Below are 15,558 nucleotides of genomic sequence, written 5' to 3'. Positions count from 1 at the left end.
CGCCCCGCCGCCGGCCACCCGGCTCGGCGTGGTCCCGGCCGTGGCCGTGGCGGCCAGCGCAGCCGGGCACGGCACCGGTCCGGCGTGACCGCGGCGGGCACGGCTCGCCGGGGCCGGGTGGTCACGGCTGGGCGAGGGCGGCCTTGTCGGCGGCGGCGGCGGCGAGCAGCTCCTCGGCGTGGCCGCGGGCCAACGAGCTCTCCTCCTGGCCGGCCAGCATCCGCGACAGCTCCCGGACCCGCCCGGGGCCGTCGAGCGCCACCACGCCACTGCGGGTCACCGAACCGTCGTCGGCCTTGCGCACGACCAGGTGCCGGTCGGCGAACGCGGCGACCTGCGGCAGATGGGTGATGCAGATGACCTGGTGGGTGCGGGCGAGCCGGGCGAGGCGGCGGCCGATCTCGACCGCGGCTCGCCCGCCCACCCCGGCGTCAACCTCGTCGAAGACCATCGTCGCCCCGGCGTCGGCCGCCGCGAGCACCACCTCGATCGCCAGCATCACCCGGGAGAGCTCGCCGCCCGAGGCGCCCTTCTCGACCGGCCGGGCCGGCGCGCCCGGGTGCGGAACCAGGCGAAGCTCGACGTCGTCGATCCCGCTCGGCCCGTAGGCCAGCGTCCGGCCGCCGACAGGCAGGCCGTTCGGGTCGTCGCGGTGCCCGACCGCCGCCTCCACCCGGGCCCGCGGCATGGCGAGGCCGGACAGTTCGGCGGCGACCGCCGCGCCGAACCGCTCGGCGGCGGCGGAGCGCGCCGCGCTGATCCGCTCGGCCAGGCCGGCGAGCTCCGCGGTCAGCTCGTCGCGTTCGGCGGCCAGCGCGCCCGTCTGGTCGCCGTCGGCGTCGAGCTCGAGCAGGCGACGCCCGCCGGTGTCGGCCCACCGCAGCACGCCGTCGACGTCCGTGCCGTGCGCGCGGGCCAGTGCGGTCAGCGCCGCCTTGCGTTCCTGCGCCTGAGCGAGCCGCTCCGGGTCGGACTCCACCCCGGCGGCGTAGGAGGCCAGGTCGGCGGCCACGTCGGTCAGCAGGCTCGACAGCTCCGTCAACCGGTTCGCCAGCTCGGCGAGCTGCGGGTCGAGCGAGGCGTCGCCGGCGACGATCCGGCGGGCGGCGCCGACCAGGTCGGTGGCGGCCGGGCCGTCCTCGCCGGTCGCGGGGTCGCTGACCAGCGCGCCGTGCGCCGAGCGCGCCACCCGCAGCAGGGTCTCGGAGTGCTCCAGCCGGCGCAGCTCCGCGTCGAGCGTGACATCCTCGCCGGGCAGCGGCGCGACCCGTTCGACGTCGGCCAGGCCGAGCCGGAGCAGCTCCGCCTCCTGCGCGCGCTCCCGCGCCCGCCCGGTGATGTCGGCCAGCCGGGCGCGGACCTTCGCCAGCCGCGCGTACACCTGCCCGTACCGGACGAGCGGCTCGGCGACGGAGGCGCCGGCGAACCGGTCGAGCGCGTCGCGCTGGGTCGCGGGACGGCGCAGCCGCTGCGCCTCGGACTGCCCGTGCACAGCGATCACGTTCTCGGTGATCTCCGCGAGGACACTCGCGGGCACCGAACGCCCCGCGAGCTGGGCCCGCGAGCGGCCCTCGGCGCTCAGCGTGCGGCCCATGATGATGACGTCCTCGTCGACGTCGCCATCGAGCTCGCGGACACGCTTGGCGAGCCCGGAGTCGGCCGGCACGGCGAGCCGGGCCTCGACGAAGGCGCGCCCGGCCTGCGGGGAGACCAGCGCGTAGTCGGCGCGGCCCCCGGTCAGCAGGCCGAGCCCCTGCACAATCATGGTCTTGCCTGCGCCGGTCTCACCGCTGACGACCGTCAGCCCCGGCGCCAGGTCGAGGACGGCGTCATCGATGACCCCGAGGCCACGGATGCGAATCTCCTCGAGCACGCCCCGAACTCTAGCGTCACCCCCACCACGGACGGCACCCGGAAATCGGGGAAACCGGAGCCGTGCCGCCGGTTCCGGTCACGTCACCACGCCGGCCCCGCTCGCCCCGCCACTTCTCCGCCCGCCGCGTCCTCCCAGCTCAGCGGGCCGAAACTCCGGCAGCCCCGGCCGGCTCAGCGCCCCGAGCGGCCGCGCCACCCCACCACCGGCAGGTCGAACTTGGCCACCAGCCGATCGGTGAACGGACGTGGCCTGATTACCGCCAGCCGCACCGGGCGCCGGCCCCGCACCACCTCCACCCGCGACAGCTCGGGGACGTCGACCAGTCGCCGCCCGTCGCAGTAGAGCACCGCCGGGACGTCCGGCAGCACCTCGATGGCCACGGTCGACGTCGGGGTGAGCACCAGCGGCCGGGCGAACAGCGCGTGCGCGCTGATCGGCACCACCAGCAGCGACTCCACCCCCGGCCACATCACCGGGCCGCCCGCCGAGAACGCGTACGCGGTCGACCCGGTCGGCGTCGAGCAGATCACGCCGTCACAGCCCCAGCGCGACAGCGGCCGCCCGTCGATCTCCAGGACACACTCGAGCATCCGGGCCCGCCCGGCCTTCTCCAGCGACATCTCGTTGAGCGCCCAGCCGGTGTAGATGAGCTCGCCACGGTGGCGCACCGTCACGTCGACGGTCATCCGCTCCTCGACCGAGTACTCCTTGCGGACGACGTGCTCGACGGTGGCCTCCAGCGCGTCGGGCTCCGCCTCGGCCAGGAAGCCCACGTGCCCGAGGTTGACCCCGAGCAGCGGGATGTCCGCCGAGCGGGCGAACTCGGCGCCGCGCAGCAGGCTGCCGTCACCACCGAGCACGAGCACCAGCTCGGCGCCGACCGCGGCGTCGGTGTCCCCCGTGACCACGTTCGGCGCCGACAGGTCGAGCAGCTCGGCCTCGTCCTGCAGGACCCGCGGGGAGACACCGGCGGCCACGAGCATCTCCAGCACGCGCTGCGCGCTCTCCCGTACAACGGAACGGCGCGGGTGGCTGACGACGAGCACCTCGCGGGTCATCGGCCGGTCCTTTCGCCGTCGGCTGGGGCGTCCTGGCCGGCGTCCTGGGACGACGGCGGCGGCGCTGGGGCGGGGGCCGCCGTGCCCGCGGGCCCCGCCTCGATCGCCGTGGTGATCATCGCCTCGACCTCGTCTGGAGTCGGGCGGACGTCCGCGCGCAGCCAGGCGAGGTACTCGACGTTGCCGGCGGGCCCCGGCAGCGGGCTGGCCGCCACGCCGCGCACCCCCAGCCCGAGCCCCTCGGCGGCGGTCACGACGGTGCGCACCGCCCGAGCGTGCAGGGCCACATCACGGACCACACCACCGGAGCCGAGTAACTCCCGGCCCACCTCGAACTGCGGCTTGACCAGCAGGACGAAGTCGGCGTCCGGCGCGGCGCACGCGCGCAGCGCGGGCAGCACCAGGACCAACGAGATGAACGAGAGGTCGCCCACGACCAGCTCCACCGGCTCCCCGACCTGCTCGGGCGTGAGGTTGCGGACGTTCGTCCGGTCCAGCACGCGCACCCGCGGATCCGAGCGCAGCCGCCAGACGAGCTGCCCGTATCCGACGTCGACGGCCACCACCCGCGCCGCGCCGTACCGGAGGAGCACGTCGGTGAACCCGCCGGTCGACGCACCGGCGTCGAGGCACCTCCGCCCGGCGACCACGAGCGCCGGCGGCCCCGCCACCGCCGCGGGCGAACCAGGCCGATCCGGCACATCAGGCTGGCCGGGCCCGCCGGACAGGTCGGGCGTCCCGGGCGCTGGGACGCCGAACGCCTCGAACGCGCCGACCAGCTTGTGCGCTCCCCGGGAGGCATAGCCGGGGTCGTCGTCCACGGCGAGCACGATCGACGTCGCACCGTCGACGACCGTCGCCGGCTTCGTCGCGGTGACGCCGCCGACCCGCACGCGGCCCGCGGCGATCGCCTCGACGGCCCGTTCCCGGGAGGGGACGAGCCGGCGCCGGACGAGCTCCGCGTCCAGACGGATCCTGCGGGCCACCAGTGATCCCGCCCGTCTCACCGAGGGGCCCGGGCGCCGCCCGGGCCGGGGCCCGGTCCGCGCGGCGAGCCGCCCGCGAGATCCTCCAACGATTCCTCCAGCAGCCGGTGCACGTCCTCGAACGCCTCCAGGTGCTCGGCGGCCGGCCGACCGGGGAGCGTGGCGAGCCGCGCGAGCGCCGCGCTCAGCTCGGCGGACAGTTCGTCGGTGTTCACCGAACCAGCCTCTCGCATTCCGGGGGGCGTCCGCGCCCGGCCGCGGCATCACCTGGCGGGCACGTGGCTGCCCTCACATCCGCCGGCGTCCCGCCGGGGGCGGCACGCACACGCTAGTGTCGCTGACGGCCGGATCCGCCGTACCCGGAGGATCCGTCACGGCACAGACGACGGGTGCTGCGGGCGCAGGAGGTGACCGTCCAGCATGGCGGACAGACTGCAGTGCGAGGCAGCGCTGCGAGCCCTCGCCGACCGGCTCGACGAGCTCACGCGCGAACGCCGGCCGCCGCGTACCCCGGACCGGGTGATCGTGTGCCGGATCCCGGACCTGCGGACCACGTTCTCCGGCCAGCTCCGCGACGGCTGCCTGCGCGACATCGGCGAGGGCGAGCTGCCGGGGGCCCAGATCACCCTCACCCTGAGCAGCGACGACCTGCTCGCCGTGACCGACGGCACCCTTTCGGTGACGACGGCGTGGGCCAGCGGCCGGCTCAAGGTCGACGCGAGCGTCCGCGACCTCCTGCGGGTCCGCTCCCTGCTCTGACCGTGCCGGCTCCGGCTGGGCCCTGCTTCTGATGGGCTCCTGTCCCGACCGGGCCCGCGGGTCGCCGGGACGTCGTCAGCGCGCGGCCGGCGCGCGCAGGTCCTCGCAGCCCGGCGGCCGATCAGTGGCCAGGGCCTCGACCGGACGGCCCTCGTCCGCTGCCGCCCAGACCAGCGCGCACGCGGCCCGCAGCGCGTCCAGCCCGTCGTCCGGCCCGTCGTCCAGCCCGGCGCTCCCGGGGTCGGCCTGGTGCCAGCGCAGGGTGCCGCCGTCCAGGTCGCACGTCCACCCGCCGCACCGGGATGAGCCGTCCCGGGCGAGCGCGGCGGGCTGGGGGCGCAGCAGCCCGCGCAGGTCGGCGGCGAGGAAGGTCGGCCGGTGCCGCGCGGGCGCGCCGAGCAGCTCCGCGGGCCCGGTGACACCGGTGAACACCAGCAGAGTCGGCGTGCCGGCACGGAAACCCGCCTCGATGTCGGTGTCCAGCCGGTCGCCGACGATGATCGGATCACGCGCGCCGCTGCGCCGCACCGACTCCGCGTGCATCGCGAACTCCGGTTTCCCGGTCACCTCGGGCTCCGCGCCCGTCGCGGCCCGAACGAAGGCCACCAGCGCCCCGTTACCGGGCGCCAGGCCACGCTCCGTCGGCACCGTCAGGTCGGTGTTGCTCGCGACCCACCACGCCCCCGCCCGGATCGCCAGCACCGCCTCGGCCAGCCGGGCATAGTTGATCTCCGGATCGAAGCCCTGGACCACGGCGGCCGGCTCGTCCGCGGCCGACCCGGTCGGGACCAGGCCCTCCGCGCGCACCGCCTCCCGGAGCCCGACACCTCCGGCGACCAGGACCACCGCCCCGGCCGGTAGCCGTTCGGCGAGCACGTGCGCCGCCGCCTGCGCCGAGGTGACGACCTCCGGCGGTTCGGCTGGCACGCCGAAACCCGTCAGCCGCGCGGCGACGGTCTCCGGGGTCCGCAGCGCGTTGTTCGTCACGTAGACGGTGCGCATCCCCTGCCGGCCCGCGGCCTCGATGGCCGCGGCGGCGTGCGGCACAGCCCGCTCGCCGCGGTTCACCACCCCGTCGAGATCCATCAACGCGACGTCGAACATCGCCACCAGTGGCCGGCTCGTTCCGGCGAGCACGGACCACGCCGTGCCCGCCGCCTCTCGGGGGACCGTCACGCGCGGTTCAGAGCGGCCCGTGCCCCGCGCAGGGCGACCCCGTAGTGCGCCAGATCGGGCCGCATCGCCACCGCGAGCGCAAGATGCTCGACGGCGGAGCGCAGGTCGCCGGTGCGGCGCGCGGCCATCCCGAGGCCGAACTGGGCGTAGTCGTCGGTCGGATGGCGGTCGACGATCCAGGCGAAGGTCCGCAGGGCGTCGTCGTACTGCCCGGCCTCGAACTGCGCCCGGCCCAGCGCCTCCCGCACACTCGGGGACGCCGGCTCCGCCGCGACGGCATGCGCGAGGAGCTGCACCGCCGCGTTCGCGTCACCGTGCCCGAGCAGCGCCATCCCGCGGGTGTACCAGTCGTAGACCTCACCGGCCGGCGAGCGGACCGACTCGGCCTGCCGCCGCTCACCGCCGCCGCCGACGCCGACGCCGTTGCCATTGCCGTCAGCGCCGCCGTTGCCGTTGCCGTTCGGAACGCCGAATTCCTCCGTCATGGCACCTCCACGTCGTCCGGACCGCCACGGCCGTGGCCACCGCGGCGGCGGCATCAGCACCGCCGGGACGCCGCACCGGGCCGCGCCGGGCAGCCACCGGTCGCGGCCGAAGCCCGACCGGCACCGCCCATGACCGGCACCGGCGACCGGCCGTCATCCGGCCGGCCCCACCGGGCGACGTCCTCGGCGACCCAGGTGGGGTGGAGGCGTCCCACCCTCCCATCCAGTTTCGCCGCAAGCGGCGTCCACATGCCTCAACATCGGAATAACGGCCTGTCTTCCGCGGCGTGACCTGGCCGGCAGGCGGGGGCGACCGGGCAGCCCCAGCACCTACGATGCGCCTCATGGTTGCCCCTGACGCCGCCGTGCCCGTTCCAGCCGGGCTCGTCCTCGCGCCGTTCCGCGCGGCGCGGTTCACCGCCGCCGGCCCGGATCTCGCCGCGCTGACCTCCCCGCCCTACGACGTCATCGACGAGGACGGCCGCACCGCCCTCGAGGCGGCCGCGGAGCACAACGTCGTCCGGCTGATCCTGCCGCGGGACCTCTCCCCCGCAGAGTCCCCCGGCGAGCCGGACAGCCGGTACGACCGGGCGGCGCGCACCCTGCGGGAATGGCTGGACGCCGGGATCCTCGCCCGGGACGAGGCCCCCGCGCTCTACGTCTACGAGCAGGAGCAGGACGGCCACCTCCAGCGCGGACTCGTCGGCGCCCTCGCCCTGGCCGACCCGGACGCGGGCATCGTCCTGCCCCACGAGAACACCATGGCCGGCCCGGTCTCCGACCGGCTCGCGCTGACTCGGGCGACCGCCGCGAACCTGGAACCGATCTTCCTGCTCTACGACGGCGGCGGCCCGGCCAGCCAGGTCGTCGCCGCCGCGGTGACCACCCCGCCGATCGTGGACGCCCACACCGACGACGGGGTGACCCACCGGATCTGGGCGATCGACGACCCCGCCCAGCTGGAGACCGTCGCGGCGGATCTCCTCCCCCGCCGCGCGGTCATCGCCGACGGCCACCACCGGTACGCCACATACCGCCATTACCAGGCGGAACGGCACGCCGCGGGCGACGGTGCCGGCGCCTGGGACTTCGGGCTCACCTTCCTGGTGGACGCGACTGCCAACGGCCCGCAGGTGCACGCGATCCACCGCGCCGTGCTGGGACTCACCCTCGCCGACGCCGTAGCGCGGGCCGAGGGCGCCTTCACCGTCCGCCGGCTGACCGAGGCCGCCGGCGCCGGCGCACCGGTCGACCCCGCGGCGCTGCTCGACGAGCTTGCCAAGGCGGGCCACGACGGCCACGCCTTCGTGATCAGCGACGACTCGGACGCCTATCTGCTGACGGCGCCCGCCGCCGATCTCCTCGCTCGCGCGCTGCCCGCCGACCGGTCGGCGGCGTTCCGCGGCCTCGACGTGACCGTCGCGCATCTGGCGCTGATCACGAACGTGTGGGGTCTGGAGGACAAGGTCGGCGTCGTCGACTACTACCACGACGCCCCCGCCGCGCTCGCCGCCGCACGCGCCACCGGCGGTGTCGCGCTGCTACTCAACCCGACCCCGGTCGCCGACGTGACCGCCGTCGCCGGGGCCGCGGAGCGGATGCCCCGCAAGTCGACCCTGTTCACCCCGAAGCCACGCACCGGCCTGCTGATACGCCCGTTGGACTGACTCAGCTCGGGCGCCTGTCCTTGGCGCCTGTCCTTTCGGGCCTTCGAGAGGCTCGGGTGCTCGAACGCCCGATCTCTCTCGGGCGCTCAGCAGTTCGAGCGCCCGAGAGAGCGGCGGTGCCCCAGGGTCAGTCCTCGGATGTCCGGTGCGCTCCGGCCTGGTCCGCACCGCCCGGGGCGTCCGAGAAAATGATCTCTGGAATCGGCGGGGTGTCGGCGGTCACCTCCGCGGCAGGCACCGCGCTCGTGTCCTCGGCCGCGGAGAAGCCGACCTCGGTGGGCTCCACGGCCGCGGCGGGCTCCGCCGGCGCCGGCTGCTCGACCGGTGCCGCCGGCTCGCCGTCGACGGTCACATCGACCGCTGCCCCGGTGTCACTGGCGCCACCCGTGTCGCCATGGTCGGCGGCCTCAGCTTCCGCGTCCGCGTCACCGGCATCGTCGGCCGCGTCACCGGCATCGTCGGCGTCGGCCAGCGCGGCGTCATCTGCCACGGCGTCAACGGCCGCACCTGTGCCGGAGGCGATCAGGCCGTCAGGGTCCGGTTCGTCTACGGTCGCGCCGTCGTGGGTTTCGGCGGCGGGCCCGTCGTCTTCGAGTCGCTCGTCACCGAGCAGCTCGTCCTCGAGCCGATTGCTCTCCGGCCCGTTGTCCTCGGCGCCGCCGTCCCCGTTGTCGATCTCGGTCTCGTCATCGATGGTGAGCTCGTAGACGCGCTCGGCCGCGTCGGTCGTGTCCTCGTCGATGCCGGCCGTGGCCGTGAACCAGCGCAGCGCCTCCATCGTGCGACCGGCCGCCAGCAGCGCCTCGGCGTAGGCGTACCAGAGACGGGGCGTCCACGGCTTCGGCTCCGTTCTGGCGGTCACCTCGTCGCGCAGCAGCACCGCGGCCGCCTCCGGCTGACCCATGTCGCGCCGGGCACCGGACACGACGATCAGGAGCTCGGCCCGGCCGGCGGCGTCCAGCGCCGCGACACCCGGGTCCGAGAGGTAGTCGATCGCGCGTTCGGGCCGACCGAGGCCACGTTCGGCGTCAGCCATCAGCGGGAGGTTGTGGGACGAGCCGTCGATGCGGCGGGCCGCGCGCAGCTCCAGCAGCGCGGAGGCGAACTCGCCGGCGTGGTAGGCCGCGACTCCCACGGCCTCCCGCACCGCGGCCATCCTGGGCAGCCGGGCCGCCGCGGCACGCGCGTGGGCCAGCGCCTGCACCGGGTCGGTGTCGACGAGCAGCGCGGTCGCGACGAGGTGCCGGGCGATCGTCTCGGCCAGCGGCGCGGGCACGCTGCGCAGGTCACGGCGAATGTCGCGATCAAGCAGCTCGGCCTTGGCCTCGTCCGGCAGCGCAGGTGCGGGCGGCCTGCGGCGCGCCGTGACGTCGTCCCTGTTCGGCCGGCCGGCCGACCCCGCGGAGGATCGCCCCCCGGCTCCGCCGGCCGGACGCGTACCGGGGCCCGAACGGCTGGGCCCGCCACTCACCCCACCACGGCCGGCCCGAGGTCCACCGCTCGATCCCGAGCGGGCGTCCGGACCACGGCGACCCGCATAGGAGCCCCCTGCGCCGGCACGGTTCGCGTCGAACCGGCTCCCACCGGATCGATCCGGCCGAGCCGCCCGATCCGGCCGTTCCTGATACGGACGTCCCGTGTCCGCACGGCCCTGACCGGAGCGGCCCACGTCCGGGCGGCCCCGGTCCGGGCCCCCCTGCTCCGCACGGCCCTCGTCCGGGCGGCCCTGGTTCGCACGGGCCTCATAGGAGCGGGTCTGGTCGGGACGGGCCCGATCCGCACCGGTGCCCGGAGCGTCCGGTCGGTCCGTGCGCTCCGCCCGATCTACCCGGTCCGTGCCGGACGCGGGCTGCTCACGGTGCGTCGGCCGCGTGTAGGGCCGTGCGGACGAGCCCCCGCTGGGCGGGCCACTCCGACGGCTGTCACCGCGATCGGACCCGGCGCCACGATCAGACCGGTAACCACGGTCGGACCCGGCGCCACGATCGGGCCGGTAACCACGATCGGGTCCGGAGGCGCGATCAGACCGGTGACCACGGTCGTACCCGGAGCCGTTGGAGGTCCGGGCATCGCCGGTCGCACCGCTTTGCCAGGGCCGCGACCCGGCCGACGGGGGACGCCGGTCGGCACCCGGGCCGCGGCCGGCCGCCGTCCCGTCGGACCTGCCCGGGCCGTCACGTCGAATCCCACTACGCGGACCTGCCGCGCCCCGTGTCGCCGCGTCCCCCGAGGAGGGTCGCCACTGGCCCGAGCCCTGCGCCCGTGAGCGCCGCTCGAACCGGTTCTCGCCCGAGCCGCCGTTCCCGGGGCCCGCGGAACCGTCACGCCCACCGCCGACCGGCCGCCCGGCACCGTACGGACGCCCGGAGGAGCCCCGCGCCGTCTGGCCCGACGTCGGTCGTCCACCGGACGGTCGTCCACCGCCGTCTCCGTAGCTGCGCTGCCCACCGCGGTCGGGTGACGAACCGGCTCGAGAGCCGCCGCCGGCCCAGCCACCGCCATCCCGCCGAGCATCACCGCGGCCACTCTCGTCACGACCTCCGCCGTGGCGGGGCCCGTCATGCCGAGGCCCGTCGTGACGAGGGCCGTCATGGCGGGACCCGTCGTGACGAGGGCCGTCGTGCCGGGATGTGGTGCCGCGGGCCGCGTCATAGGGCGGCCTGTCACTCTGTCTGGGGCGGTCTCCCGCCTCGCGGGACGGGCTCCCCGACCACTGCCGGCCCCGCGAATCCGAGGCCGGCGCGCTCCGGCCGGAGCCCTCCCAGCGGCGGGCCGGCCGGCCCCCCTCGGACCGGCCCTGCCCTTCCGGCCGACCGTGCGCTCCCGGCCGGCCCGCACCGCCGGACCAACGGTCTCCAGCAGGCCGCCCGCCGCTCGCTTCGCGCGGACCACCCTCACGCGACGAGGCGGGACGACCCCACCGCTCGCCGCCGGGTCCACCGGAACCGCCAGCGCCACCACGCCCCTGGCCTGTGCCAGCGGGACGCCAGGCGGCCTTCGGACGTCCGGCGCCCTGGCCGGGACCTCCCTGCCGGGACGGACCGCCGGCACGCCCGGTGCCCTGCCACGCGGGGGCACCACGACCACCCGCCCCCGTCCCCGCCGCCGAGGCGCCAGCTGGCGCGGGGCCTCGCCCACCGTCAGCACGCCGGACGAACCCCGTCCGGCCCGCATCGCCTCTGGTGACCCGACCGGAGCGCCGGGCCTCGCCACCGGCATCCCGCCCGGACGAGCCGGACGAGGACGGCCCACGCCGGGCACCCGGCGCGTCACGGCGGCCCTCGGTGCGCCGCGCGCCGCCACCGCCGGTGGCAGCACGGCCAGCCCTGGACGGCGGTTGGGACCTCGGCGACTCGTCGTTCGGCATAACCGACAGCATTCCCTTCGTTCCGGGGCGCCGGAACGCGGCCTCCCCAGGTGGATCTGATTCTGCGCGCAACCGACGTCCGCCGCCCGGCCGGCGCCCGCGGACCTCGCCGGCCATCGGGGTCTGACGCGGGGTCTCGCAAGTCTGACTCCAGCCGCCGGCCGGTCCAGCACAACCGTGGCGGGTGAATGAGTCTATGGACTCACTCAGGCGCCACGCTTTGCCCTGTCCGGCCCGGCAGAGGACTGGTTTGGCGCTCAGGGTCCCGAGCCGTGGGGGTCAGGCCCTCCAAACCTCAGGACCCCGGACCTCGGGGCCCTGACCTCCGAGGTCCGGGCCCGAAGTTCGAGGGTTGGCGGCTCGAGGTTCGAGGTTCGAGGTTTCGGGCTTCGAAGGGGCAGGCGCCCAGGGCACCGAGCGGACTCTGTTAGGGACTCCCGGCTCCCCGAGCCCTGCCGACCGGCCAGCAAGCCTAGAGCAGCCTCCGCCGTCGGCCGGGAAAAGGTCCGGAAATACAGGTGGGGGCTGCTCCCGGCCACAGCCAGAAACAGCCCCCACCAAAAGAAGTCCGGCGGCGTCCTACTCTCCCACGCGGTCACCCACGCAGTACCATCGGCGCTGAAGGGCTTAGCTACCGGGTTCGGAATGGAACCGGGCGTTTCCCCTTCGCCAAAGCCACCGAAACACTATCAGACCCAACCGAAACCGGTCGCAGCCCGAGAACCGCACAGTGGACGCAGAACAGCAGAATCTTTGTGGTCAAGCCCTCGGCCTATTAGTACCGGTCAGCTCCATGCGTTGCCGCACTTCCACCTCCGGCCTATCAACCCGATCATCTAGTCGGGGGCCTTACCAGGCTACCCTGTGGGAGACCTCATCTCGAAGCGAGCTTCCCGCTTAGATGCTTTCAGCGGTTATCCCTTCCGAACGTAGCCAACCAGCCATGCTCTTGGCAGAACAACTGGCACACCAGAGGTTCGTCCGTCCCGGTCCTCTCGTACTAGGGACAGCCCTTCTCAAGTCTCCTGCGCGCGCGGCGGATAGGGACCGAACTGTCTCACGACGTTCTAAACCCAGCTCGCGTACCGCTTTAATGGGCGAACAGCCCAACCCTTGGGACCTACTCCAGCCCCAGGATGCGACGAGCCGACATCGAGGTGCCAAACCTTGCCGTCGATATGGACTCTTGGGCAAGATCAGCCTGTTATCCCCGGGGTACCTTTTATCCGTTGAGCGACGGCGCTTCCACAAGCCACCGCCGGATCACTAGTCCCTGCTTTCGCACCTGCTCGACATGTCTGTCTCACAGTCAAGCTCCCTTGTGCACTTGCACTCAACACCTGATTGCCAACCAGGCTGAGGGAACCTTTGGGCGCCTCCGTTACCCTTTAGGAGGCAACCGCCCCAGTTAAACTACCCACCTGACACTGTCCCTGATCCGGATCACGGACCGAGGTTAGACATCCAGTACGACCAGAGTGGTATTTCAACAATGACTCCACCGGAACTGGCGTCCCAGCTTCACAGTCTCCCACCTATCCTACACAAACCGAACCGAACACCAATATCAAGCTGTAGTAAAGGTCCCGGGGTCTTTCCGTCCTGCCGCGCGTAACGAGCATCTTTACTCGTAATGCAATTTCGCCGAGTCTGTGGTTGAGACAGTAGGAAAGTCGTTACGCCATTCGTGCAGGTCGGAACTTACCCGACAAGGAATTTCGCTACCTTAGGATGGTTATAGTTACCACCGCCGTTTACTGGCGCTTAAGTTCTGAGCTTCGCCCCAAAGAGCTAACCCGTCCCCTTAACGTTCCAGCACCGGGCAGGCGTCACTCCGTATACATCGTCTTACGACTTCGCACGGAGCTGTGTTTTTAGTAAACAGTCGCTTTCCCCTGGTCTCTGCGGCCCCTCCCCGCTTCGGAGGTAAACTCCTACACAGGAAGTGGCCCCCCTTCTCCCGAAGTTACGGGGGCATTTTGCCGAGTTCCTTAACCACAGTTCACTCGCACGCCTCGGTATTCTCTACCTGACCACCTGTGTCGGTTTAGGGTACGGGCGGCCCTGACACTCGCTAGAGGCTTTTCTCGGCAGCATGGGATCACCCACTTCGCCACAATCGGCTCGGCATCAGGTCTCAGGCACATGAAGCACGGATTTACCTGCACTTCGCCCTACACCCTTGCCCCAGGAAAACCACCTCCTGGGTTGGACTACCCTCCTGCGTCACCCCATCGCTTGCCTACTACCAGCCGGGGTCCCGACCAGCCCAAGCCCCACCCGAAGGCAGAACAAGAACCAGAACGGTTAGCACAAACCAGGTTCAGCATGGGCGCGTCAGCGCCGGTACGGGAATATCAACCCGTTGTCCATCGACTACGCCTGTCGGCCTCGCCTTAGGTCCCGACTCACCCTGGGCGGAAAAGCCTGCCCCAGGAACCCTTGGTCATTCGGCGGACGGGATTCTCACCCGTCATTCGCTACTCATGCCTGCATTCTCACTCGTATGGCATCCACGGCTGGGTCACCCCGCCGCTTCACACGCCATACGACGCTCCCCTACCCACGCACAGACCTGGACCTCCGAAAAGGCCGGGTTCACTATGCATGCCGCAGCTTCGGCGGTGCGCTTGAGCCCCGCTACATTGTCGGCGCGGAATCACTTGACCAGTGAGCTATTACGCACTCTTTCAAGGGTGGCTGCTTCTAAGCCAACCTCCTGGTTGTCTATGCGACTCCACATCCTTTTCCACTTAGCGCACGCTTAGGGGCCTTAGCTGGCGATCTGGGCTGTTTCCCTCTCGACTACGAAGCTTATCCCCCGCAGTCTCACTGCCACGCTTCACTTACCGGCATTCGGAGTTTGGCTGACTTCAGTAAGCTTGTAGGCCCCCTAGGCCATCCAGTGCTCTACCTCCGGCAAGAAACACGTGACGCTGCACCTAAATGCATTTCGGGGAGAACCAGCTATCACCGAGTTTGATTGGCCTTTCACCCCTACCCACAGCTCATCCCCCAGGTTTTCAACCCTGGTGGGTTCGGTCCTCCACACGGTCTTACCCGCGCTTCAACCTGGCCATGGGTAGATCACTCGGCTTCGGGTCTTGGACATGCGACTCAGACGCCCTATTCGGACTCGCTTTCGCTACGGCTACCCCACACGGGTTAACCTCGCCACACACCGCAAACTCGCAGGCTCATTCTTCAAAAGGCACGCGGTCACCAGGCTCCGAAAAGCCCAGCCCCCACGGATTGTAGGCACACGGTTTCAGGTACTATTTCACTCCCCTCCCGGGGTACTTTTCACCTTTCCCTCACGGTACTAGTCCGCTATCGGTCACCAGGGAGTATTTAGGCTTAGCGGGTGGTCCCGCCAGATTCACACGGAATTTCACGGGCTCCGTGCTACTTGGGATACTGCTCAAGAGACGTGCCGTTTTCACCTACAGGGCTATTACCCTCTATGGCGGTCCATTCGCATGACCTTCGGCTAACAACACGTTTTCTCACTCTTCGACGAAGCGGCAGCAACATCAGAACAGTCCCACAACCCCAGCTACGCAACGCCTGCCGGCTATCACACGAAACTGGTTTAGCCTCATCCGCTTTCGCTCACCACTACTCGCGGAATCACGGTTGTTTTCTCTTCCTGCGGGTAATGAGATGTTTCACTTCCCCGCGTTCCCTCCACATGCCCTATGTGTTCAGGCACGGGTGACAGGATTTAAAGCCCTGCCGGGTTTCCCCATTCGGAAATCCTCGGATCATAGCTCGGTTGACAGCTCCCCGAGGCATATCGCAGCCTCCCACGTCCTTCATCGGCTCCTGGTGCCAAGGCATCCACCGTGCGCCCTTAATAACTTGGCCACAAAGATAAAGATGCTCGCGTCCACTGTGCAGTTCTCAAACTACGAACGGAAACCAGCCGCGCCCGTGAGACCAAACCCATCACCCAAAAGGCAACAGCGGTATCCCACCACAACCAGCCCGCACACCCACCCCGCCCAACAACCCCGACAACCAGAAGGCCATCGAGGCAAGTCGAACAAAAGCAGGGCCACACACGAGGGCACCTAACTCCCTCAGGACCCAACAGCGTACCGACCCACCAACCCCAGCCCCAACCCCAAGCCCACACAGGAACCCAAGATCCGAACCAGCAGTCAGCAGAACAAGCCAGCGTT

General features: G+C 71.6%; 9 protein-coding genes and 2 rRNA genes. 2 read left to right on the top strand and 9 right to left on the bottom strand.

What is annotated here, in order from left to right; translation table 11 throughout:
* Nucleotides 1-121 precede the first annotated feature (121 nt).
* The 4 genes from recN to FRANEAN1_RS08580 form a co-directional block, all read right to left on the bottom strand.
* Nucleotides 122-1,873, bottom strand: a complete 1,752-nt coding sequence (gene recN / locus FRANEAN1_RS08595) for a DNA repair protein RecN (RefSeq protein WP_020459363.1) — start codon at nucleotides 1,871-1,873, stop codon at nucleotides 122-124.
* 173 nt (nucleotides 1,874-2,046) lie between these two features.
* On the bottom strand, nucleotides 2,047-2,934 hold the full coding sequence (locus FRANEAN1_RS08590) for an NAD kinase (protein ID WP_020459362.1): 888 nt from the start codon (nucleotides 2,932-2,934) through the stop codon (nucleotides 2,047-2,049).
* Nucleotides 2,931-3,920, bottom strand: coding sequence for a TlyA family RNA methyltransferase (locus FRANEAN1_RS08585; protein ID WP_020459361.1), 990 nt, complete (start codon nucleotides 3,918-3,920; stop codon nucleotides 2,931-2,933). The genes FRANEAN1_RS08590 and FRANEAN1_RS08585 overlap by 4 nt, the downstream gene beginning before the upstream one ends.
* A gap of 17 nt (nucleotides 3,921-3,937) precedes the next feature.
* Nucleotides 3,938-4,135: a hypothetical protein gene (locus tag FRANEAN1_RS08580; RefSeq protein WP_041255676.1), complete on the bottom strand. Its 198-nt coding sequence runs from the start codon at nucleotides 4,133-4,135 to the stop codon at nucleotides 3,938-3,940.
* Between the two features lie 205 nt (nucleotides 4,136-4,340).
* Between FRANEAN1_RS08580 and FRANEAN1_RS08575 the strand changes: the two genes are divergently transcribed.
* A complete protein-coding gene (locus FRANEAN1_RS08575; RefSeq protein WP_020459360.1) occupies nucleotides 4,341-4,679 on the top strand; it encodes an SCP2 sterol-binding domain-containing protein in 339 nt (112 codons plus the stop codon).
* 75 nt (nucleotides 4,680-4,754) lie between these two features.
* Here FRANEAN1_RS08575 and FRANEAN1_RS08570 read toward each other — a convergent pair whose 3' ends face one another.
* A complete protein-coding gene (locus FRANEAN1_RS08570; protein WP_020459359.1) occupies nucleotides 4,755-5,855 on the bottom strand; it encodes an HAD hydrolase-like protein in 1,101 nt (366 codons plus the stop codon).
* Nucleotides 5,852-6,340, bottom strand: a complete 489-nt coding sequence (locus FRANEAN1_RS08565) for a tetratricopeptide repeat protein (protein ID WP_020459358.1) — start codon at nucleotides 6,338-6,340, stop codon at nucleotides 5,852-5,854. Before FRANEAN1_RS08565 ends, FRANEAN1_RS08570 begins: the two co-directional genes overlap by 4 nt.
* A gap of 335 nt (nucleotides 6,341-6,675) precedes the next feature.
* On the opposite strand from FRANEAN1_RS08565, the gene FRANEAN1_RS08560 reads away from it, so the two are divergent.
* Entirely contained in the window at nucleotides 6,676-8,007 is a 1,332-nt protein-coding gene (locus FRANEAN1_RS08560) for a DUF1015 domain-containing protein (protein ID WP_020459357.1), read from the top strand.
* A gap of 127 nt (nucleotides 8,008-8,134) precedes the next feature.
* Here FRANEAN1_RS08560 and FRANEAN1_RS08555 read toward each other — a convergent pair whose 3' ends face one another.
* From FRANEAN1_RS08555 to FRANEAN1_RS08540, 3 genes are all read right to left on the bottom strand, one after another.
* Nucleotides 8,135-9,478, bottom strand: coding sequence for a hypothetical protein (locus tag FRANEAN1_RS08555; protein ID WP_347177038.1), 1,344 nt, complete (start codon nucleotides 9,476-9,478; stop codon nucleotides 8,135-8,137).
* A 2,462-nt stretch (nucleotides 9,479-11,940) separates the two neighbouring features.
* Nucleotides 11,941-12,057: ribosomal RNA gene (rrf, locus tag FRANEAN1_RS08545) — 5S ribosomal RNA — on the bottom strand.
* Between the two features lie 72 nt (nucleotides 12,058-12,129).
* Nucleotides 12,130-15,241 (bottom strand): 23S ribosomal RNA (locus FRANEAN1_RS08540).
* Nucleotides 15,242-15,558 lie beyond the last annotated feature (317 nt).

This window comes from Parafrankia sp. EAN1pec, assembly GCF_000018005.1.
Classification (GTDB): domain Bacteria; phylum Actinomycetota; class Actinomycetes; order Frankiales; family Frankiaceae; genus Parafrankia; species Parafrankia soli.
Note: the sequence above shows the minus strand (reverse complement) of the source record. Positions and strands in the feature narration are given on the sequence as shown.